Origin of the sequence: Mycoplana dimorpha (assembly GCF_003046475.1) — a bacterium.
GTDB lineage: Bacteria > Pseudomonadota > Alphaproteobacteria > Rhizobiales > Rhizobiaceae > Mycoplana > Mycoplana dimorpha.
Genome location: NZ_PZZZ01000004.1, coordinates 111,747 through 131,066, shown reverse-complemented (window position 1 = coordinate 131,066; position 19,320 = coordinate 111,747). Strand labels below are relative to the sequence as shown.

The 19,320-nt window shown below is 64.8% G+C and carries 17 protein-coding genes; 10 read left to right on the top strand and 7 right to left on the bottom strand.

Annotated elements, in window-relative coordinates; translation table 11 throughout:
• Positions 1–38: 38 nt before the first annotated feature.
• The 7 genes from C7449_RS10740 (at position 39) to C7449_RS10710 (ending at position 7,457) form a co-directional block, all read left to right on the top strand.
• Positions 39–1,049 (top strand): septal ring lytic transglycosylase RlpA family protein, encoded by a 1,011-nt coding sequence (locus C7449_RS10740; RefSeq protein ID WP_108002814.1) that lies wholly within the window; start codon positions 39–41, stop codon positions 1,047–1,049.
• Between the two features lie 65 nt (positions 1,050–1,114).
• Positions 1,115–2,278 carry a D-alanyl-D-alanine carboxypeptidase family protein gene (locus C7449_RS10735; RefSeq protein WP_108002813.1) on the top strand — a complete coding sequence of 388 codons (1,164 nt, stop codon included), beginning with the start codon at positions 1,115–1,117 and terminating at the stop codon, positions 2,276–2,278.
• A gap of 151 nt (positions 2,279–2,429) precedes the next feature.
• Positions 2,430–3,113 (top strand): dTMP kinase, encoded by a 684-nt coding sequence (gene tmk, locus C7449_RS10730; RefSeq protein ID WP_245414353.1) that lies wholly within the window; start codon positions 2,430–2,432, stop codon positions 3,111–3,113.
• Entirely contained in the window at positions 3,110–4,144 is a 1,035-nt protein-coding gene (locus C7449_RS10725) for a DNA polymerase III subunit delta' (protein ID WP_108002812.1), read from the top strand. Before tmk ends, C7449_RS10725 begins: the two co-directional genes overlap by 4 nt.
• A 126-nt stretch (positions 4,145–4,270) precedes the next feature.
• Entirely contained in the window at positions 4,271–5,818 is a 1,548-nt protein-coding gene (metG, locus tag C7449_RS10720; RefSeq protein ID WP_108002811.1) for a methionine--tRNA ligase, read from the top strand.
• A gap of 11 nt (positions 5,819–5,829) precedes the next feature.
• A complete protein-coding gene (locus C7449_RS10715; protein ID WP_108002810.1) occupies positions 5,830–6,612 on the top strand; it encodes a TatD family hydrolase in 783 nt (260 codons plus the stop codon).
• On the top strand, positions 6,609–7,457 hold the full coding sequence (locus C7449_RS10710) for an MBL fold metallo-hydrolase (protein ID WP_108002809.1): 849 nt from the start codon (positions 6,609–6,611) through the stop codon (positions 7,455–7,457). The genes C7449_RS10715 and C7449_RS10710 overlap by 4 nt, the downstream gene beginning before the upstream one ends.
• Before the next feature lie 80 nt (positions 7,458–7,537).
• Here the strand turns inward: C7449_RS10710 and C7449_RS10705 are convergent, their stop codons facing one another.
• Positions 7,538–8,497, bottom strand: coding sequence for a phosphoribosylaminoimidazolesuccinocarboxamide synthase (locus tag C7449_RS10705; RefSeq protein ID WP_108002808.1), 960 nt, complete (start codon positions 8,495–8,497; stop codon positions 7,538–7,540).
• A 579-nt stretch (positions 8,498–9,076) separates the two neighbouring features.
• On the opposite strand from C7449_RS10705, the gene C7449_RS10700 reads away from it, so the two are divergent.
• Positions 9,077–11,026 carry an elongation factor G gene (locus C7449_RS10700; protein WP_108002807.1) on the top strand — a complete coding sequence of 650 codons (1,950 nt, stop codon included), beginning with the start codon at positions 9,077–9,079 and terminating at the stop codon, positions 11,024–11,026.
• Between the two features lie 216 nt (positions 11,027–11,242).
• A complete protein-coding gene (locus C7449_RS10695; protein WP_108002806.1) occupies positions 11,243–11,665 on the top strand; it encodes a DUF4864 domain-containing protein in 423 nt (140 codons plus the stop codon).
• A gap of 124 nt (positions 11,666–11,789) precedes the next feature.
• On the opposite strand, the gene tgt is transcribed toward C7449_RS10695, so the two are convergent.
• From tgt to coaD, 5 genes are all read right to left on the bottom strand, one after another.
• The gene (gene tgt, locus C7449_RS10690) at positions 11,790–12,932 is read right to left on the bottom strand and encodes a tRNA guanosine(34) transglycosylase Tgt (RefSeq protein ID WP_108002805.1); all 1,143 of its coding nucleotides are present in this window, start codon (positions 12,930–12,932) and stop codon (positions 11,790–11,792) included.
• A complete protein-coding gene (gene queA, locus C7449_RS10685) occupies positions 12,929–14,014 on the bottom strand; it encodes a tRNA preQ1(34) S-adenosylmethionine ribosyltransferase-isomerase QueA (RefSeq protein ID WP_108002804.1) in 1,086 nt (361 codons plus the stop codon). Before queA ends, tgt begins: the two co-directional genes overlap by 4 nt.
• A 106-nt stretch (positions 14,015–14,120) precedes the next feature.
• Positions 14,121–14,630, bottom strand: coding sequence for a peptidylprolyl isomerase (locus C7449_RS10680; protein ID WP_108002803.1), 510 nt, complete (start codon positions 14,628–14,630; stop codon positions 14,121–14,123).
• A 23-nt stretch (positions 14,631–14,653) separates the two neighbouring features.
• Positions 14,654–15,223, bottom strand: coding sequence for a peptidylprolyl isomerase (locus C7449_RS10675; protein ID WP_108002802.1), 570 nt, complete (start codon positions 15,221–15,223; stop codon positions 14,654–14,656).
• A gap of 29 nt (positions 15,224–15,252) precedes the next feature.
• The gene (gene coaD / locus C7449_RS10670; RefSeq protein WP_108002801.1) at positions 15,253–15,747 is read right to left on the bottom strand and encodes a pantetheine-phosphate adenylyltransferase; all 495 of its coding nucleotides are present in this window, start codon (positions 15,745–15,747) and stop codon (positions 15,253–15,255) included.
• A 380-nt stretch (positions 15,748–16,127) separates the two neighbouring features.
• Between coaD and C7449_RS21760 the strand changes: the two genes are divergently transcribed.
• On the top strand, positions 16,128–16,268 hold the full coding sequence (locus C7449_RS21760) for a hypothetical protein (RefSeq protein WP_170115859.1): 141 nt from the start codon (positions 16,128–16,130) through the stop codon (positions 16,266–16,268).
• 79 nt (positions 16,269–16,347) lie between these two features.
• Here the strand turns inward: C7449_RS21760 and gyrA are convergent, their stop codons facing one another.
• Positions 16,348–19,155: a DNA gyrase subunit A gene (gene gyrA, locus C7449_RS10665; RefSeq protein ID WP_108002800.1), complete on the bottom strand. Its 2,808-nt coding sequence runs from the start codon at positions 19,153–19,155 to the stop codon at positions 16,348–16,350.
• Positions 19,156–19,320 lie beyond the last annotated feature (165 nt).

Below are 19,320 nucleotides of genomic sequence, written 5' to 3'. Positions count from 1 at the left end.
CGTGGAAATTGACTGTGGAATGTAGCGGCGTGGGACATATGACTTGCGGAAATTTATCGGCGGGCGCGCTTCGGGCGATGCGCCTTGTTGCCGTACCGATGGTGTGTGCGGGCCTGGCGGCCTGCGGCACAACCGGAAAGAATGAGGCCAGGGCCGGCCGCAGCAAGGAGTATTTCGCCGAGTCGGAGTATGGCGTGAAGGCCAGCCCGCGGGTCGTGAAGGAGGGGCAGCCGGTGCCCAAGGGTGGCGGCCGCTATCAGGTCGGCCAGCCCTATCAGGTCCGCGGCAAGTGGTATCAGCCGAAAGAGGATCAGGCCTACGACAAGGTCGGCCTGGCCTCATGGTACGGGTCGGCGTTCCACGGTCGCTACACTGCCAATGGCGAAATCTACGATCGCCACCACCTATCGGCCGCGCATCCGACCTTCCCGTTGCCGAGCTACGCCCGCGTGACAAACCTGGAAAACGGTGCCTCGATCCTGGTGCGCGTCAACGATCGCGGTCCGTACTCGGACGGCCGCATCATAGATCTATCCTCCAAGGCGGCGGAAATGCTCGAGGTCAAGGGCAAGGGGACCGCCAAGGTCCGCGTTCAATATGCCGGAAAGGCCCGCATGGACGGGCACGACATGCCCTACCTGATGGCCTCCTACATTCCGAAGGGCTCGCGCGCCCCGGCCGTGGACCCGGGTGGACAGATCGCTACCGGGGTGATGGTCGCGTCCGCGGCGCCGGTCGCAGATGCTCTGCCAGTGGCCATCCCGACCTTTGCCGAGCGAAGCTACGCCTCGGGCGATGCGGCCCCGATCACCGCGCTGGCAGCGCCGCGGCCGGCAAGCGCGGCAGCGGCGGCCATGCAGCAGTTCGCACTGCTGCCCGAAATCGGTCCGTTGCCGACCGAACGGCCTGATTTCGTTCCGGTGCCCGGCATCGATCCGAACTATGCGGCAGCTTACACGGCCGATGTACCGGTCTCGGCTGTCGGGGCGTTCGATGCGATCCTCCACCGTGACGGTTCGCTGAGCAAGCTTACGGACGTCCGCGGCTGAACGCCCGAAGATGGCTTGCCGTTTCCGCCGGCGTGTAGGACTGTAGGCGGCCTGCCGGAGTCTCCATGTCCATCCGTTCGATCGCCATCCTCGTTCTTTGCCTGTTGCTGCCCCTGTCTGCCGCTGCAGAGCCGGCGCGAACATCAGCGACATTCGACACCAAGGCCAGGCAGGCCTATCTCGTCGACGGCGCGACCGGCACGGTTCTTTTCGCACGCAATGAGAACGAGCCGGTCACCGCCGCCTCGCTGGCCAAGGCGATGACCCTGGCCATCGTGTTCAAGGCATTGCGGACCGGCGAGACGACACTTGAGACGCTCTATCCCGTTTCCGAGCATGCCTGGCGCACCGGCGGCGCGCCGTCGCGCACCGCCACCATGTTCGCCGCCCTGAACTCGAGGATCCGGGTCGAGGACCTGATCCGTGGCGTGGCGGTGCAAGCCGCCAACGACGCCTGCATCATCCTGGCCGAAGGGTTGTCCGGTTCAGAAGGCGCGTTCGCTGTGCGGATGAACGATGAGGCCCGCCAGCTCGGGCTTACCCAATCCCGTTTTGAGAACGCCACCGGACTGCCGGCGCCGGGCAATCAGGTCAGCATGCACGATCTGGTGGTGCTGGCGCGGCATCTGCACCAGAGCTATCCCGACCTCTATGGCTACTATGCCGAGCCGGAATTCGAGTGGAACCGGATCAGGCAGCGCAACCGCAATCCACTGGTGGGATTGAACATAGGCGCCGACGGCCTCGTCATGGGCTTTGCGGAAGATGCCGGTTACGGGCTCGTCGTCTCGGTCGAGCGCGGCGGACGCCGGCTCTACCTGGCGATGAGCGGGCTTTCGAGCGAGAAGGAAAGGCTCGACGAGGCCCGCCGCATCATCGACTGGGGGATGACGGCGTTCACGTCGAAAACCTTGTTCAAGGCCGGCGACGTCGTTGCCGAGGCGAGCGTCTACGGCGGCAGTTCGGGCCGAGTGCCGCTGGTGACGCCGAAAGAGGTCGACGTGCTGCTGCCGATCGACAACACGGACCGGCTTGCCGCCCGAGTGATCTATTCCTGGCCGCTGAGGGCGCCGGTAGGGCCCGGACAAAGGGTTGGGGTGCTGCGCCTTTGGAACGGCGACCGGTTCCTGCGCGAAGTGCCGCTCGAAACCGCATCGGCAGTCGAGGTCGGCACGCTATCCAGCCGGGCGCTGGATGCGTTGCAGGAATTGCTTTTCTTCTGGTTGTAAAGGATGCGGATCGCCGACTTTCGTGCCGGGTGGCTGCCGCGAATGCGTTTTCGGTTTTCCGGTTTATGCGTTACTAGTTGACCGACTCGCCTCGAGGCGAGCGCAGAAGAAGTACCGGCGCGCCGGTATTCGGAAGTTGGATTGAGTTGGCTTGACCGGTTTGTTCATAACGTTCGAGGGGGGCGAGGGCGCCGGCAAATCGACCCAGATCCGGTTGCTGGCCACGGCACTTCAGGAACGCGGGCGGGAGGTGCTCGTGACGCGCGAGCCCGGAGGCTCGCCCGGCGCCGAGGCGGTGCGCCACGTCATTCTGTCGGGTGCTGCGGAACGCTACGGGACTCGGATGGAAGCACTGCTCTTCGCTGCAGCGCGCAGCGACCATGTCGAGGAGGTGATCCGCCCGGCGCTGAAGGCTGGCAAGATCGTGCTGTGCGACCGTTTCCTCGATTCCTCGCGGGTCTACCAGGGTATCACCGGCAACCTCGAGCCGGACTTCATCGAGCGGCTGCAGCGCATTGCCGTCAACGGCGTCATGCCGGATTGCACGCTGATCCTCGACCTGCCTGCATCAATGGGGCTGGAGCGGGCGCGACAGCGCGCCATCGGTGGCCCGGAGGAGGGTGGTCCGGATCGCTTCGAAAAGGAAGAGCTTCAGACGCACGAGAAGCGGCGGGAAGCGTTTCTCGACCTAGCGGATCGCGAACCGCTACGCTGCCGCGTCGTCGATGCGAGCCGGCCGCGCGAGGAAATTGCCCGGCAGGTGCTCGCCATCGTCGAGCCTTTGCTGCCGTCGCACAAAGCGGACCGCTCGTCCTCCCCGGAGGATGCCACGTGAGCACCGAGCAAACCGGCGTGCTCGACGGTGCAGTCGCCCCGGCGGAACAGACCAGGCTCTTTGGTCATGATGCGGCCCAGGCCTTCCTGGCGCAGTCCTATCGCTCCGGGAAGGGGCATCACGCCATCCTGATCGAGGGGCCGGAAGGGATCGGCAAGGCGACGCTCGCCTTTCGATTTGCACATCATGTGCTGACCCACCCCGATCCGCTGGCGGCGCCGGCGACGCTGGCCGATCCGGACCCGGATTCGCCACTCGTCCGGCAGATCGCCTCCGGCGCCTCGCACAATCTTCTCCACCTCAGCCGGCCCGTCGACGAGAAGACCGGCAAGGTGCGGGCGGCAATCACAGTCGACGAGGTGCGCCGGGCCGGCAAGTTCTTTGCCCAGACGTCCGGGACCGGCAACTGGCGGATCGTCATCATCGATCCGGCCGATGACCTCAACCGCAACGCCGCCAACGCCATCCTGAAGATCCTCGAGGAACCGCCCCGCAACGCGCTCTTCCTCGTGCTGACCCATGCGCCGGGCAAGCTGCTGCCGACGATCCGCTCGCGCTGCCTGCCGCTCAGCCTCGCGCCGCTGTCCGGGCAAGATCTGACGCAGGCATTGGACAGTCTCGGCGTTGCACTGCCGCCCGCCCAGGCGGACCGCGTTCTCGCGGCTGCCGGCGGCAGCGTCGCGACGGCGCTGAAGCTGCTCAACTACGGCGGCTTCGATATCCTCGAGGCATTTCGCACGATCGTTGAAGGGGCCGGGGCTTCGCGCAAGGACGTGCACAAGCTCGCCGACGTCCTTGCGGCCAAGGACGGAGACACGCTTTACGATTTCTTCTGCAGCCAGGCGATCGAGCATGTCGCAGCCCAGGCAAAGGCGGCGGCATTGCGCGGCGACATCGTGCGGGCGGAGCGCATGGCGAGGCTTGCCTCGGCATTGACCGAAAAAATCGGCATTGCCGCCGCCTATAACCTCGACCGCAAGCAGACCGTGATCGAGTTGCTCGACGAGATCGCAGCGCACACGGCAGGGTAGGGCTGCCGCCTCACGCGGCGAACACGCGGCGCGGGCATGGCAGGCGCGCAAACTTGCTGTTTCCCTTTGCGGTCGCCATGCGTTAATAGCTGCGACCGACACAGGACAAGACAGGCCAGCTCCGACATGACAGACACGTCGCCCTTCTACATCACGACGGCAATCGCCTATCCGAACGGCAAGCCCCACATCGGGCACGCCTATGAGTTGATCGCGACCGATGCGGTGGCGCGCTTCCAGCGGCTGGACGGACGCGACGTGTTTTTCCTAACGGGCACGGACGAGCACGGCCAGAAGATGCAGCAGACCGCGCGCAATGAGGGAATCAGCGCCCAGGAGCTGGCCGACCGCAACACCGCGGAATTCCAGAAGATGGCGGTGCTGCTGAATGCCTCGAACGACGATTTCATCCGCACCACCGAACCGCGCCACCATGAGGCCTCCCGGATCATCTGGAAGCGCATGGCGGATGCCGGTGACATCTACAAGGACAGCTATTCCGGCTGGTATTCGGTACGCGACGAGGCCTACTACCAGGAGAACGAGACGGAGCTGCGTGACGGCGTGCGCTATGGGCCGCAAGGCACGCCCGTCGAATGGGTCGAGGAAGAAAGCTACTTCTTCCGGCTGTCGAACTATCAGGACCGGCTTCTGAAGCTGTACGAGGAGCAGCCTGACTTCATCGGCCCGGCGGAGCGGCGAAATGAGGTGGTTTCCTTCGTCAAGTCCGGGCTGAAGGACCTTTCGGTGTCGCGCACGACCTTCGACTGGGGCATCAAGGTGCCGGACGATCCGGCCCATGTCATGTACGTCTGGGTCGACGCGCTGACCAACTATATTACCGCGACCGGAAACCTGACCGATCCGAACGGCCCGCGCGCGAAATACTGGCCGGCCGACCTCCACATGATCGGCAAGGACATCATCCGCTTCCACGCCGTCTACTGGCCGGCTTTCCTGATGTCGGCGGGCCTGCCGCTGCCCAAGCGCGTCTTCGCGCATGGCTTCCTGCTCAACAAGGGCGAGAAGATGTCGAAGTCGATCGGCAACGTGGTCGATCCGGCCAACCTGGTCGAGCACTTCGGCCTTGATCAGGTCCGTTACTTCCTGCTGCGCGAGGTTTCGTTCGGCCAGGACGGCAGCTACAGCGAGGAGGCGATCGCCACGCGCATCAATTCCGATCTCGCCAACGGTATCGGCAATCTTGCCAGCCGTTCGCTGTCGATGATCGTCAAGAATTGCGACGGAAGGATCCCGACCTGCAGCCCGCTGACCGACGCCGATCGGGCCATGCTTGCATCGGTCGATGCCCTGCATGCGATCACGCGCGAGGAGATGGGCAAGCTGATGATCCACCGGGCGCTGACGGCGATCATCGCGGTCGTGTCCGAGGCCGACCGCTATTTCGCCGGCGAGGCGCCGTGGGCGCTGAAGAAGACGGACCCGGAGCGGATGGGCACGGTGCTGTACGTCACGGCGGAGGTGGTGCGCCAGATCGCGATCCTGCTGCAGCCGTTCATGCCCGCGTCGGGCGCCAAGCTGCTCGATCTCGTCGCCGCTCCGGCTGACAAGCGCGACTTCGCAGCCCTTGGGGAGGCGGGGCGGCTCGTCAGCGGCACGCCGCTGGAGGCGCCGGCGCCGGTGTTTCCGCGCTACGTCGCTCCGGAAGCCTGAGAGAACCCGCGATGCTGATCGACACCCACTGCCATCTGGACTTCGCCGATTTCGACCCGGAGCGCGACGACATCGTCGCCCGGGCGCATGCCGCCGGCGTCGGACAGATGGTCACGATCTCGACAAGGGTGAGGAAATTCCCGACGATCCTCGCGATCGCCGAGAAATATCCGACCGTGTTCTGCTCGGTGGGTACCCATCCGCACAATGCGGACGAGGAGCTGGACGTGACGGTGGACGAACTCGTCCAGCTTTCCGCCCATCCAAAGGTCGTCGCGATCGGCGAGGCGGGGCTCGACTACTTCTACGACAATGCGCCGCGCGAGGCGCAGGCGCAGGGGCTGCGCACCCACATCGCCGCGGCCCGGCAGACCGGGCTGCCGCTCGTCATCCACAGCCGCTCGGCCGACGACGACATGGCGGCGATCCTGACCGAGGAGACCGGGAAGGGGGCCTTCCCCTTCCTGCTGCACTGCTTCTCTTCCGGCGCGGACCTCGCCCGCATCGGCGTCGAGCTCGGCGGCTATGTTTCCTTTTCCGGCATCCTGACCTTCCCGAAGTCGGAGGAGCTGCGGCAGATCGCAAGGACCGTGCCCACCGACCGCATGCTGGTCGAGACGGATGCGCCCTATCTCGCGCCGAAGCCCTACCGCGGCAAGCGCAACGAACCGGCCTATGTGGCGCACACGGCGGCGGTCCTGGCCGAGACGTTGGGCATTGAGGCCGACGAGATGGCGAGGATCACGACCGACAACGCGTTGCGGATCTTCTCGAAGATGCCGAGGGTCTCGTGACCTACACGCGGCGCTTCACGGTCCTCGGCTGCGGCTCGTCGCCGGGCGTACCGCGCATCAACGGCGAATGGGGCGCCTGCGATCCCGGCAATCCGAAGAACCGCCGCACGCGGGCGGCCCTGCTGGTCGAGCAGATCGGCCCGTCCGGCACGACGACGGTCGTCATCGACACCGGCCCGGACTTCCGCGAGCAGATGATCGCCGCCAAGGTGCAGAACATCGACGCGGTGCTCTATACCCATGCGCATGCCGACCACATTCACGGCATCGACGACATTCGTGGTTTCGTCCAGCACCGCGGGGACCGCATCCCGATCTGGGCCGATGCCACGACGATGGCACGTATCCGTGAGGGGTTTCCGTACTGCCTGGAGACGCCGCCGGGCAGTTACTATCCGCCGATCGTCGCCGCACAGTTGATCGAGCCGATCGACCGGCCGGTCGAAATCCTCGGAGCAGGGGGGGCTATACGCCTCCAGCCATTGCTGCAGGTCCACGGCTCGATCCACTCGCTCGGCTTCCGGGCTGGTGACGTGGCCTATTGCACCGATGTAAGCGCGTTCCCGGAAGAAACGGCGGCACGGCTCATCGGGCTCGATCTGCTGATCATCGACGCTCTGCAGTATCGTCCACATGTCAGCCACTTCTCGCTGGAACAGGCGCTCAACTGGATCGGCCGCCTGCAGCCGCGGCGCGCCGTCCTGACCCACATGCACATCCCGCTCGACTACGACACCGTCATGGCCGAGACGCCCGACCATGTGGAGCCGGGTTATGACCAGATGGCGATCGAGTTCGACGTCACGGCCGAGATGAATGCCATCGAAGGCACGGGCGACGCCTGATACCGATCAAGTTCGCGCCCCCGGCGTTCTGAAGTTTTCATATCAGAACACGTTTGCAACGCATTGATTTTGATGCGGATTCACTTGACGCCGAAAAACGGCTGCAGATTGGCACGGATTCGCTCCAGTACAGTCGCGCCGGAAAGGTCCGGTATGAAGGTCTGTCCGGTGATCATCTCATAGGCCTGGATGTAAACCGCCGACGTCTGTTCGATCAGCTCAGCCGGGATTTCCGGAATCGGATCCGTGTACGGATTGCAGCGCTCCGTGACCCAGGCGCGCACGAAATCCTTGTCGAAGCTCGGGGGGCGCGTGCCGGCGGCAAAGGCCTGCTCGTAGCCCTCGGCGATCCAGTAACGGCTGCTGTCGGGTGTGTGGATCTCGTCTGCAAGCACGATGCGGCCGTCTTTGTCCGTGCCGAACTCGTACTTGGTATCGACAAGGATCAGGCCGCGCTCGGCGGCGCGGGCCTGGCCGCGGGCGAAGAGCGCCAGTGCATAGGCGGAAACGGTCTGCCATTGCTCCGCGGTCAGCAGGCCCTGGGCCAGGATCTCGTCGCCGGACAGCGGCTCGTCGTGGCCGCCGTCGAAGGCCTTGCTGGTCGGGGTGATGATCGGTTGCGGCAGCTTCGCGTTGTCGCGCAGGCCGTCCGGCAGGCGGATGCCGTACATGTCGCGCTCGCCGTTGCGGTACTTGGTCAGGACCGAGGTGCTGGTGGTGCCGGCGAGATAGCCGCGCACGACGACCTCGACCGGCAGGATGTCGAGCCGGGTGCCGATGACGACGTTCGGATCCGGATAGGCCAGCACATGGTTCGGACAGATGTCGGCCGTTTCCTCGAACCAGTAGCGCGCCGTCTGCGTCAGCACCTGGCCCTTGAACGGGATCGAGGTCAGGATCACGTCGAAGGCGCTGAGCCGGTCGGTGGCGATGATGATGCGGCGGCCGTCCGGCAGGTCGTAATTCTCACGGACCTTGCCCTTGTAGCGGCCCGGCAGTTTTGGGATGAAGGCATCTGAAAGTGTGCGGAGTTCGCTCATCGGCCGGGCCTCGCATGAGAATAATGGATGGCAGGCTAAAGCAGGCATGGCCGCAAACGTCAAGGCGAAGCCGGCGCCAGACGGGTGTAAAGATCAGCAAGACTGTTCCATAATCTATCTTATGTGACATTGATTTGGCGGTGGGTGGGTAAGGAAATCCCGCTCCCCGGGGTTCGCAATCAGCATGCTGTTCGCATGACCCTGTCTGCCCCGGCAGACCCTGTCTGCCCCGGCGATGCGATCCGAAACATAGATCGAGCTAGCGCGCTGAGAGCGTGCCTTGAATGCACCAGTCATTGAAATCCGGCATCCTGAGAAATGGTGTCGGGCCACGCTTGCCAAGGTACCCAGCCGGTTTGCATGCCGCGATTTGAGCCGTGACCGTTTGTGCTGGAGGTTCAGCCGAACTGATCGCAGAAATGGAAGCATCATTTGGTTGCTCCCGAATTCGGGCTATTGTCCGTCGGTTTCGCCGGCCCTTCACGGCGTAGCCGATAAAATCTCTCTGGCGCTTCGCCCGGCTTCGCGTCATCCTTCCTTGCGAGGAGACTTGCGATCCTGGCCATGGGAGGAATGCCGATGCGTTGCTTTGCCGTAATTGGGCCTTCGCAGACGGGAAAGACCACGCTCGTCGATCGGCTCGGGGCGCTCGAGGGATCGGCACGAAAGGCCGCCTCGCCCTATGGACTGAATATTTGCCAGTTCGAGTTCGGTGGAGAGACCTGGTCTGCCTTGGATGCGCCGGGGTCGATCGAGTCGATCATCCACGCGCAAGATGCGCTGCTGGCGAGTGACGCGTGCATACTGTGCGTTTCTCCGGTGCCGGAGGAAGCCGTGCTTGCCGCGCCCTATCTGCGGGTGATCGAGGCGTCCGGAACGCCCTGCGTCGTCTTCATCAACCGTATCGACGAGCCGCGCGGCCGCATTCGCGACGTCATCGCCGCGTTGCAGGACTACGCGCGCCACACGCTTGTGTTGCGGCAGATACCGATCCGCGACGGCGAGAAGGTGATCGGCAGCGTCGATCTGATCTCGGAGCGCGCCTGGCGTTATCGGGATGGCCAGACCTCGTCGCTGATTGCCATCCCCGAGGACATGGCGGTACGCGAGCACGAGGCCCGCACCGAGCTTCTGGAGAGCCTTTCCGAGTTCGACGACTGGCTGCTCGAAGAACTGATCGAAGACCGGGAGCCTGACAGCGCCGCCATCTATGCGATCGCGACCAGAACGATGAAGCAGAACCGCATGACGCCGGTGTTCATCGGCGCCGCCAGCCACAGCAACGGCATCCTGCGGTTGATGAAGGCGCTGCGGCACGAGGCGCCCCCCGTCGAGGCGCTGCGTGACCGCCTGGCGGTTGACACCGAGCCCGAGCCGCTCGCGGCCGTGACGTTCCACGCCTTTCACAGGCCGAACATCGGCAAGACGGTGCTGGCGCGCGCGCTCGATGGCGTGAAGCAGGCAGCCGCACTCGGCGAGACCGGCCTCGGCAGCCTTCAGGACCCGATCACCGGCCGCCCGCTGCCTAATGTTGTGCCGGGCGCCGGCGAGGTCTTCGCCACCGTGAAATCCGATCGCCTCCCCGCCCCGGCCCTGATCAAGGCGGGTGCCGCTCTGCCTCCGCCGGACTGGACCGCACCGCCCTCGCCCATGCTGGACCGCATCCTCGTGCCGTCAAGCGAGCGCGACGAAACCAAGCTTTCCAGCGCTTTGGCGAAGATTGCCGAGACCGATCGCGGGCTGTCTGTGGCACAGGAGGAGGGATCCGGCGCCTATCTGGTCAGCGTCCAGGGGCCGCTGCACCTGCGCGAGGTCATCAGGACGCTGGCGGAGGTGTTCCGCATCGCGGTCACCGATCAGGCGCCAAATCCCGTCTATCGGGAGACCGCGTCAAAAGCCTCGGACGTGCACTACCGCCACCGCAAGCAGACCGGCGGCGCCGGTCAGTTCGCGGACGTCAAGCTGAGCATCCATCCGAATGGCCGCGGCAGCGGCTTCTCGTTCAACGAAGTCGTCAAGGGCGGCGCGGTACCGCGCAACTTCATACCGGCGGTGGAGGCAGGCGCGCGGGAGGCGATGGAAAAGGGGCCGCTCGGATTCGGCGTCGTCGATGTCGGGGTGACGCTCACCGACGGGCAGCATCACTCCGTCGACAGCTCCGACCACGCCTTTCGCGCCGCCGCCAGGATGGGCGTCCGGCAGGCGCTGTCGCAGGCCTCGCCGGTCCTCATGCAGCCGATCGTCAGGGTCGAGATCCATATTCCCTCGATCCATACCGGCGGTCTCGTTCAGATCGTCTCGGCGCTGAAGGGACAGGTGCTTGGCTTCGACCGTGACGAGGCGGCCAAGGGATGGGACACGTTCCGGGCGCTTGTACCGGGCAGCGCGCTCGACGAACTGGCGCGCTCGCTGCGGTCGGTGACGCAGGGGATCGGCTATTTCTCCAAAGAGTTCGATCATTTCGAAGAGATGTACGGCAAGGAGGCGGACGCGATCGTCACCGCCCTTGGTTCTCATGCCATGGTGTAAAAGCGCCGCTCGCCTGGCCGAGGCTGCACAGCCGGTGAGGCGGTTCACGATCATTTGAGAATTCCTCTCGAAGATGAAGTTTTTTGAACAGGCCGTCGATTTGACGCATTTATCTCGGCTGTCGCGACCGCAGAGCTCGACCTGACCCGAATGCAAACGCCCTTCCTTGCGAACGCAGCAGTCCTAACTCATCCGATGTTGGTCGGAGGGCGTGTGATGAAGGCCAAACTCTCGGTGCTTGCCGTTACCGCGGCGATTCTGGCTGCGGCGCTTCCCCTGAGGGCAGAGGACCCGCTGGTCTCGGCGCAGAACGTGATCGAGCGCCAGATCGACGCCTTCCTGCGCGACGACGCCGCGGCTGCCTACGCCCTCGCCTCGCCGAGCATCCAGGAGAAGTTTCCCGACCAGGCCGCCTTCATCGACATGGTCAGGCGCGGCTATCCGCCGGTCTACCGGCCGGGCAATTATGCCTTCGGCCGCAGCAAGGTCTCCGGCGGAACGATCCTCCAGGAGGTGCTGATCACCGGCAGCGACGGCAAGGACTGGACGGCGATCTACCAGATCGTCCACCAGCCGGACGGCAGCTACAAGATCAACGGGGTCCACATGCAGCCGGCGGCCGCAGGTTCCGACATCTAGTGCCGCGCGCGCCGTGCGCGTTGGCTCATTCGGATAGAGGCAGATGGGGTGCACCCGGTTTCACCCATCTGTGCACCGGTTCGCACCTCGGCGCGACCTCGCCCGCTGAATCCGAGGCGGCCGGTCAGGCGGCGGCCCGCTTCGCCTCGGCCTCGCCGCGCGCCCAGGCCTCCTGGGTCTCCGCCATGAAGTCGGCATAGCGGCCCTGCTCGATTGCCGCCCGGATGCCGGCCATCAGTTCCTGGTAATAGGCCAGGTTGTTCCAGGTCAGCAGCATGCCGCCGAGCGACTCGTTGGCGCGCACCAGGTGATGCAGGTAGGCGCGGGAATAGTCGCGGCTCGCCGGACACGCGGACTGCTCGTCGAGCGGCCTTGTGTCTTCCGCATGGCGGGCGTTGCGGATGTTGATGCGGCCGTGGCGGGTGAAGGCGAGCCCGTGGCGACCGGAGCGGGTCGGCATGACGCAGTCGAACATGTCGATGCCGTGCGCGACCGACTTCAGGATATCGTCGGGCGTGCCGACGCCCATCAGGTAGCGCGGCTTCTCAGTCGGCAGATGCGGGCACGTCGTGTCGATCATGTCGAGCATGACCCCCTGCGGCTCGCCGACTGCCAGCCCGCCGATCGCGTAGCCCTTGAGATCCAGCCCTGCGAGCGCCTGGGCCGAGCGCACGCGCAGTTCCGGAATATCGCCGCCCTGGACGATGCCGAACATCGCCTTGCCGGGCTGGTCGCCGAAGGCGACCTTGCAACGCTCGGCCCAGCGATAGGACATCTCCATCGCCCGCTCGATCTCCTTGGGTTCTGCCGGCAGCCGCACGCATTCGTCGAGCTGCATCTGGATGTCGCTGTCGAGCAGCCCCTGGATCTCGATCGAACGCTCGGGCGACATATGGTGCAGCGAGCCGTCGACATGGCTCTTGAACGTCACCCCCTGCTCGTCGAGCTTGCGCAGCCCTTCCAGCGACATCACCTGGAAGCCGCCGGAATCGGTGAGGATCGGATAGGGCCAGCGGATGAACTCATGCAGGCCGCCCAGCCGCGCGACACGCTCGGCGCCGGGACGCAGCATCAGGTGGTAGGTGTTGCCGAGGATGATATCGGCGCCAAGCTCGCGCACCTGGCCGAGATACATGGCCTTGACCGTGCCGACGGTGCCGACCGGCATGAAGGCCGGGGTGCGGATCGTGCCGCGCGGCATGGTCACCTCGCCGCGCCGCGCCTTGCCGTCGGTCGCAAGCAACTTGAATTCAAAGCGTTCGGTCATTGGTCATTCCGGAAAAGCAGGCTGGCATCGCCATAGGAGTAGAAGCGATAGCCGGTGTCGATTGCGTGCGCGTAGGCCGCCCGCATCGTGTCGAGGCCGGAGAAGGCCGAGACAAGCATGAACAGCGTCGACTTCGGCAGGTGAAAGTTGGTCATCAGGACGTCAGCGGTGCGGAAGCGATAGCCGGGCGTGATGAAGATGCCGGTGGCGCCGGACCACGGCTCGATCGTGCCGTCCTCGCGCGCGGCGCTTTCGAGCAGCCGCAGCGAGGTCGTGCCGACGCAGACGATCCGCCCGCCCCTCGCCCGCACGGCGTTCAGCGCCTCGGCCGTCTGCTTCGAGACGTAGCCGAGCTCCTCGTGCATGACATGGTCGTCGGTGTCGTCCGCCTTGACCGGCAGGAAGGTCCCGGCGCCGACATGCAGCGTGACGAAGTGGCGTTCGACGCCCTTGCGGTCCAACCGCTCGAACAGCGCCTCGGTGAAGTGCAGGCCAGCGGTGGGCGCTGCGACGGCGCCCTCCTCGCGAGCATAGATGGTCTGGTAGTCGCGCCGGTCAGCCTCGTCGTCCTCGCGCTTGGAGGCGATATAGGGCGGCAGCGGAATGTGGCCGACGGTCGCGATCGCCTCGTCCAGCGTCGGGCCGAAGAAATCGAAGCGCAGCGTCACCTCGCCGTTCTCGCCCTTCTCCTCGACGGTGGCGTCGAGCGTGCCGAGCAGGCAGACCCTGCCGCTGTGGCCGAAGGAAATGCGGTCGCCGACCTTGATGCGCTTGCCGGGCCTGGCGAATGCCTTCCAACGGTCGGCGGCGACGCGCATATGCAAGGTCGCCGATACCTGCTGGCCGCCCGCGCCTTCCCTGTGGCGAATGCCTTCGAGTTGGGCGGGGATGACGCGCGTGTCGTTGAACACCAGCGCATCGCCAGGCTCGAGAAAGTCGGGCAGATCGCCGACCTTACGATCGGCAAAGCGGTCCGGCTGCCCGGGACGGACGACAAGGAGGCGCGCCTCTTCGCGCGGGGTGGCCGGGCGTAGGGCGATGCGCTCTTCCGGGAGCTCGAAATCGAACAGATCTATGCGCATGGGTGATCATTGGCTCAGGTTCAAATGCCGATACCCCATTCGGCAAAAAAGGGAAACCCGCCCCAACGCCGCAGGCGCCGGAGCGGGCTCGTCCGATCGCAGTGGATCAGGCGTCGGCGGCGACCTTCATCGAGATGATGGTGTCGGGATCGCGCACGGGTTCGCCGCGCTTGATCTTGTCGATGTTGTCCATGCCTTCGATCACCTGGCCCCAGACGGAGTACTGCTTGTTCAGCCAGGGCGCATCCGTGAAGCAGATGAAGAACTGCGAGTTCGCCGAGTTCGGCATCTGGCTGCGGGCCATCGAGCAGGTGCCGCGGACGTGGCTCATGTTCGAGAACTCGGCCTTCAGATCCGGCTTGTCGGAGCCGCCCATGCCGGCGCGGGCCGGGTTGAAGTCCTTGCCACCGGTCTTGCCGTACTGCACGTCGCCGGTCTGGGCCATGAAGTCCTCGATCACGCGATGGAAGACGACGCCGTCATAGGCGCCCTCGCGGGTCAGTTCCTTGATGCGCGCGACATGGCCGGGGGCCACGTCCGGAAGAAGCTGGATCACCACCCTGCCCTTCGAGGTCTCCATGATGATGGTGTTTTCCGGATCCTTGATCTCGGCCATGGTCTTTCTCCTTGTTCTGAGGCTTACTTGCCGACGGTGACCTTGATCATCCGGTCGGGATCGGTGACGGCGCCGTTGGCTGCCTCGTCGCCGCGCTTGATCTTGTCGACGTTCTCCATGCCCTCGACCACCTGGCCGACGACCGTGTACTCGCCGTTCAGGGACGGGGCGGGCGCGAACATGATGAAGAACTGCGAATTGGCGGAGTTCGGATCCTGCGCGCGGGCCATTCCAACCGTGCCGCGCTCGAACGGCACATCGGAAAATTCGGCCGGAAGGTCCGGCAGCGAGGAGCCGCCCATGCCGGCAGCCTCGGGCTTGTAGCCGTGTTCCATGTCGCCGTACTGAACGTCGCCGGTCTGGGCCATGAAACCCTCGATCACGCGGTGGAAGGCAACGTTGTCATATTCGCCGGCCGACGCCAGCGCCTTGATGCGCTCGACATGCTTCGGGGCAATGTCGGGCCGCAGTTCGATGACGACCGGGCCGTCCTTCAACTGGATCGTAAGATATTCCTTTGCCTGCGCAAAGGCGGTTCCGGTCGCGGCCGCAAGCAGCAGTGCACCGGCAAAGGCGATCTTGAAGAGTTTCATAATCACTCCATTTTCGTTGGAAGTGCGGATCACGGCCGCCGGCGCGCCATCAGGGCGGCATTGACAACCTTGGGAACGAAGGCACTGACATCGCCGCCCATGCCGGCGATCTGCCGAACCAATGTAGCGGTTATCGGCCGCGAGGCAGTCCCGGCCGGCAGGAAAACGGTCTGCACGTCAGGCGCCATTTGCTGGTTCATGCCCGCCATCTGCATCTCGTAGTCGAGGTCGGTGCCGTCGCGCAAGCCCCGGATGAGCAGGTGGGCGTTGTGGGCGCGCGCCGCGTCGACCACCAGCCTGTCGAAGGCGACCACGGATACGTCGCCGGCGCGGGCAGGCAGTACCTCGGAGATCGCCTCGCGGATCAACCCCGCGCGTTCCTCGAACGAGAACAACGGAACCTTGCCCGGGTGAACCCCGATGGCGACGATCACTTTCGGCGCGATGTTGAGCGCCTGGACCAGAACGTCGAGATGACCATTGGTGATCGGGTCGAAGGAGCCCGGATAAAAGGCGACAGCCATGGCGTTTTCCCGTTTGCCGCGTTTTGTCACGCAACGCCCCGTTAGGCAATAGAGCGCTCGGCACGTCCGGCCCCTGTCCCCGGCAAAACCCGGACCTGGAAGGCTGCTGAACTGTCTGAATGCGGCGTCGGCGCAAACGCACCACGCCCGGCCATATAGGGCGACCTGGAACAAAAGTCGAAGCAGGCTCGTTGAGGCCGCAACTGGAGTTTGAAAGCCCCCCACCTTTCAAGGAGATCCCAGATGGTGCTCGCTCTTCTCTGCCTGGTAATGTTCTTTCTGCTTACGGCAGCCAGCATGCGCGCAGTCCGGGAAGAGGTGGCCCGTCCGGTCGCTGCAGCGCCCAAAAGGCGGGGGTTCATGGCCTCGGGAGCGCAGGAATGACCAGCTACCTGACGGTGTTCGCCGGCCTCATCGCGGCAATCCTGACCGTCGATGTCTCACGGACGATCCGGACGCTGCGGAGCCAGTGCGTCGCTCTCGAAGCCCGGGCCCGACGAGGCGCCGGCTTCGAAGTGTAGCACCGGGTGTGGTCTGCCCGAATCAGAAGGGCCGGCTTTCGGCCGGCCCTTTCGTATGACGATGTGACCTGATGCGGTCTTAGTCGCGGGACTCGGGCGCTTCTTCCCCGGGAGCCGGCGCTTCGCCCGCGTCCGGCTCGGGAGCCGTGCCGCCGTTCCCGTTCTCCTCGCTCTCGTCGTCGCCATCCGGCTCGTTGATGCATTCCACCGACACCACCTTCTCGTCCTTTGCGGTCGAGAAGATCGTGACGCCCTTGGTGGCGCGGCTGGCGATGCGGATGCCGCTGACCGGAACGCGGATCAATTGCCCGCCATCCGAGACCAGCATGATCTGGTCCGCCTCGCCGACCGGGAAGGCCGCGACCAGTTCGCCGATTTCCGCCGTCTTCGACGTGTCTGTGGCGCGGATACCCTTGCCGCCACGCCCGGAGGTGCGGAAGTCGTAGGAGGACGAGCGTTTGCCGAAGCCCTTCTCCGACACCGTCAGCACGAATTGCTCGCGCGCCTTGAGCTCTTCGTAGCGCTCGTCGGAAAGCTGGCCCTCCTCGGCGACTTCCTCGCCGACAAGCGCGATCTCCTCGACCTCGCCGCCGGCAGCCCGCCGCTCGGCCGCGGAGCGCTTCAGATAGGCAGCCCGCTCCCATGGCTCCGCATCGACGTGGCCGACGATCGTCATAGATATGATCCGGTCACCGTTGCCGAGCGAGATGCCGCGAACACCGACCGAGTTGCGGCCGGCGAAGACACGAACGTCATCGACCGGAAAGCGGATGCACTGGCCGAGCGCCGTCGTCAGCAGCACGTCGTCCTGATCGGTACAGGTCTCGACGGAGAGGATCTCGTCACCCTCCTCCTCGAGCTTCATGGCGATCTTGCCGTTGCGATTGACCTGGACGAAGTCGGACAGCTTGTTGCGACGAACCGTGCCACGCGTCGTCGAGAACATGACGTCGAGGTTTTCCCAGGTGCTCTCGTCCTCGGGCAGCGGCATGATCGTGGTGATGCGCTCGCCGGGCTCGATCGGCAGCATGTTGATCAGCGCCTTGCCCTTCGACTGAGGCGTTCCGATCGGCAGGCGCCAGACCTTCTCCTTGTAGACGATGCCGCGCGAGGAAAAGAACAGGACCGGCGTATGCGTGTTGGCAACGAACAGCCGGGTGACGAAATCCTCGTCGCGCGTGGACATGCCGGAGCGGCCCTTGCCGCCGCGGCGCTGCGCCCGGTAAGTGGCGAGCGGAACGCGCTTGACATAGCCGAGGTGCGACACCGTCACGACCATGTCTTCCTGGGCGATCAGATCCTCGTCGTCCATGTCCGGACCGGCGTCGGTGATCTCGGTGCGACGCGGTGTGCCGAATTCGTCGCGGATCGCAATCATCTCGTCCTTGACGATCGCCTGGATGCGCAGGCGGGAGGCCAGGATGTCGAGATAGTCGCGGATTTCCTCGCCGATCTTGTTCAGCTCTTCGTCGATCTCGTCGCGGCCGAGTGCGGTGAGACGGGCGAGACGCAGCTCGAGGATGGCGCGCGCCTGCTCTTCCGAGAGGTTGTAGGTCAGGTCCTCGTTGATGCGGTGGCGCGGATCGTCGATCAGGCGGATCAACGCCTCGACGTCGAGCGCCGGCCAGCGCCGCGTCATCAACTGCTCACGCGCCGTCTGCGGATCGGGCGCGTGGCGGATCAGGTTGATGACTTCGTCGATATTGGCAACGGCGATTGCCAGGCCCACCAAGATATGAGCCCGGTCGCGCGCCTTGCGCAGCAGGTACTTGGTGCGGCGGCTGACGACCTCCTCGCGGAAGGCGACGAAGGCGCGCAGCATGTCGAGCAGCGTCATCTGCTCCGGCTTGCCGCCGTTCAGCGCCACCATGTTGCAGCCGAAAGACGTCTGCAGCGGCGTATAGCGATAGAGCTGGTTGAGGATGACGTCGGCGTTCGCATCGCGCTTCAGCTCGATGACGACACGATAGCCCTCGCGGTCGGACTCGTCACGCAGGTCGGAGATGCCCTCGATACGCTTCTCGCGCACCAGTTCGGCCATCTTCTCGATCATCGTGGCCTTGTTCACCTGATAGGGAACCTCGGTGATGATGATCTGCTCGCGATCGCCACGCATCGGCTCGATATGGGCGCGCCCACGCATGATCACAGAGCCGCGGCCCGTCTCGTAGGCCTGGCGGATGCCGGCGCGACCGAGGATCAGCGCCCCGGTCGGGAAATCCGGCCCCGGGATGATCTGCATCAGTTCCGGCAGTTCGATCGCCGGATTGTCGATCAGCGCGACACAGCCGTTGATGACCTCGGACAGATTGTGGGGCGGGATGTTGGTAGCCATGCCGACGGCAATGCCGCCGGCGCCGTTGACGAGAAGGTTGGGGAACTTCGCCGGCAGCACCGACGGCTCCTGCAGGGTTCCGTCGTAGTTGTCGCGGAAATTGACCGTTTCCTTGTCGAGGTCGTCGAGAAGCGAATGGGCCGCCTTCTGGAGGCGGCACTCGGTGTAGCGCTGCGCCGCGGGCGGATCGCCGTCGACCGAACCGAAGTTGCCCTGACCGTCGATCAGCGGCAGACGCAGCGACCAGTCCTGCGCAAGCCGCGCCAGCGCGTCGTAGATGGCCGCGTCGCCGTGCGGATGGTATTTACCCATCACGTCACCGGTAACGCGCGCGCACTTGACGTACTTCTTGTTCCAGTCGACCCCCATCTCGCCCATGCTGAAGAGGATGCGCCGGTGTACCGGCTTCATGCCATCACGCACGTCGGGCAGCGCGCGGCTGACGATCACGCTCATCGCGTAATCGAGGTAGGACCGCTGCATTTCCTCGATAATGGAAATCGGCTCAATGCCGGGAGGGTTCTTGCCGCCGGGAGTCGTTTGCTCTGTCAATGTCAGTCACGATCTTTGTAAGAATCAGTCGGGATTTTATAGCCTAACGGCTTGAACTGCGCCAATTTTGCCGGAGGTTTTGAACAGTCTTTTGCCAGAAATCCGCCAATTGCCGCAATTTGATGGCACTCGCCGAAGCCCTGCCGCCGTCCCCTTCACTTCCGC

Bases quoted from the DNA above. Each gene is read 5' to 3' on its own strand.
- C7449_RS10740 (WP_108002814.1), top strand. From the start codon at position 39: ATGACTTGCGGAAATTTATCGGCGGGCGCGCTTCGGGCGATGCGCCTT.
- C7449_RS10735 (WP_108002813.1), top strand. From the start codon at position 1,115: ATGTCCATCCGTTCGATCGCCATCCTCGTTCTTTGCCTGTTGCTGCCC.
- metG (WP_108002811.1), top strand. From the start codon at position 4,271: ATGACAGACACGTCGCCCTTCTACATCACGACGGCAATCGCCTATCCG.
- C7449_RS10715 (WP_108002810.1), top strand. From the start codon at position 5,830: ATGCTGATCGACACCCACTGCCATCTGGACTTCGCCGATTTCGACCCG.
- C7449_RS10705 (WP_108002808.1), bottom strand. From the start codon at position 8,497: ATGAGCGAACTCCGCACACTTTCAGATGCCTTCATCCCAAAACTGCCG.
- C7449_RS10700 (WP_108002807.1), top strand. From the start codon at position 9,077: ATGCGTTGCTTTGCCGTAATTGGGCCTTCGCAGACGGGAAAGACCACG.
- C7449_RS10695 (WP_108002806.1), top strand. From the start codon at position 11,243: ATGAAGGCCAAACTCTCGGTGCTTGCCGTTACCGCGGCGATTCTGGCT.
- tgt (WP_108002805.1), bottom strand. From the start codon at position 12,932: ATGACCGAACGCTTTGAATTCAAGTTGCTTGCGACCGACGGCAAGGCG.
- queA (WP_108002804.1), bottom strand. From the start codon at position 14,014: ATGCGCATAGATCTGTTCGATTTCGAGCTCCCGGAAGAGCGCATCGCC.
- C7449_RS10680 (WP_108002803.1), bottom strand. From the start codon at position 14,630: ATGGCCGAGATCAAGGATCCGGAAAACACCATCATCATGGAGACCTCG.
- C7449_RS10675 (WP_108002802.1), bottom strand. From the start codon at position 15,223: ATGAAACTCTTCAAGATCGCCTTTGCCGGTGCACTGCTGCTTGCGGCC.
- coaD (WP_108002801.1), bottom strand. From the start codon at position 15,747: ATGGCTGTCGCCTTTTATCCGGGCTCCTTCGACCCGATCACCAATGGT.
- C7449_RS21760 (WP_170115859.1), top strand. From the start codon at position 16,128: ATGACCAGCTACCTGACGGTGTTCGCCGGCCTCATCGCGGCAATCCTG.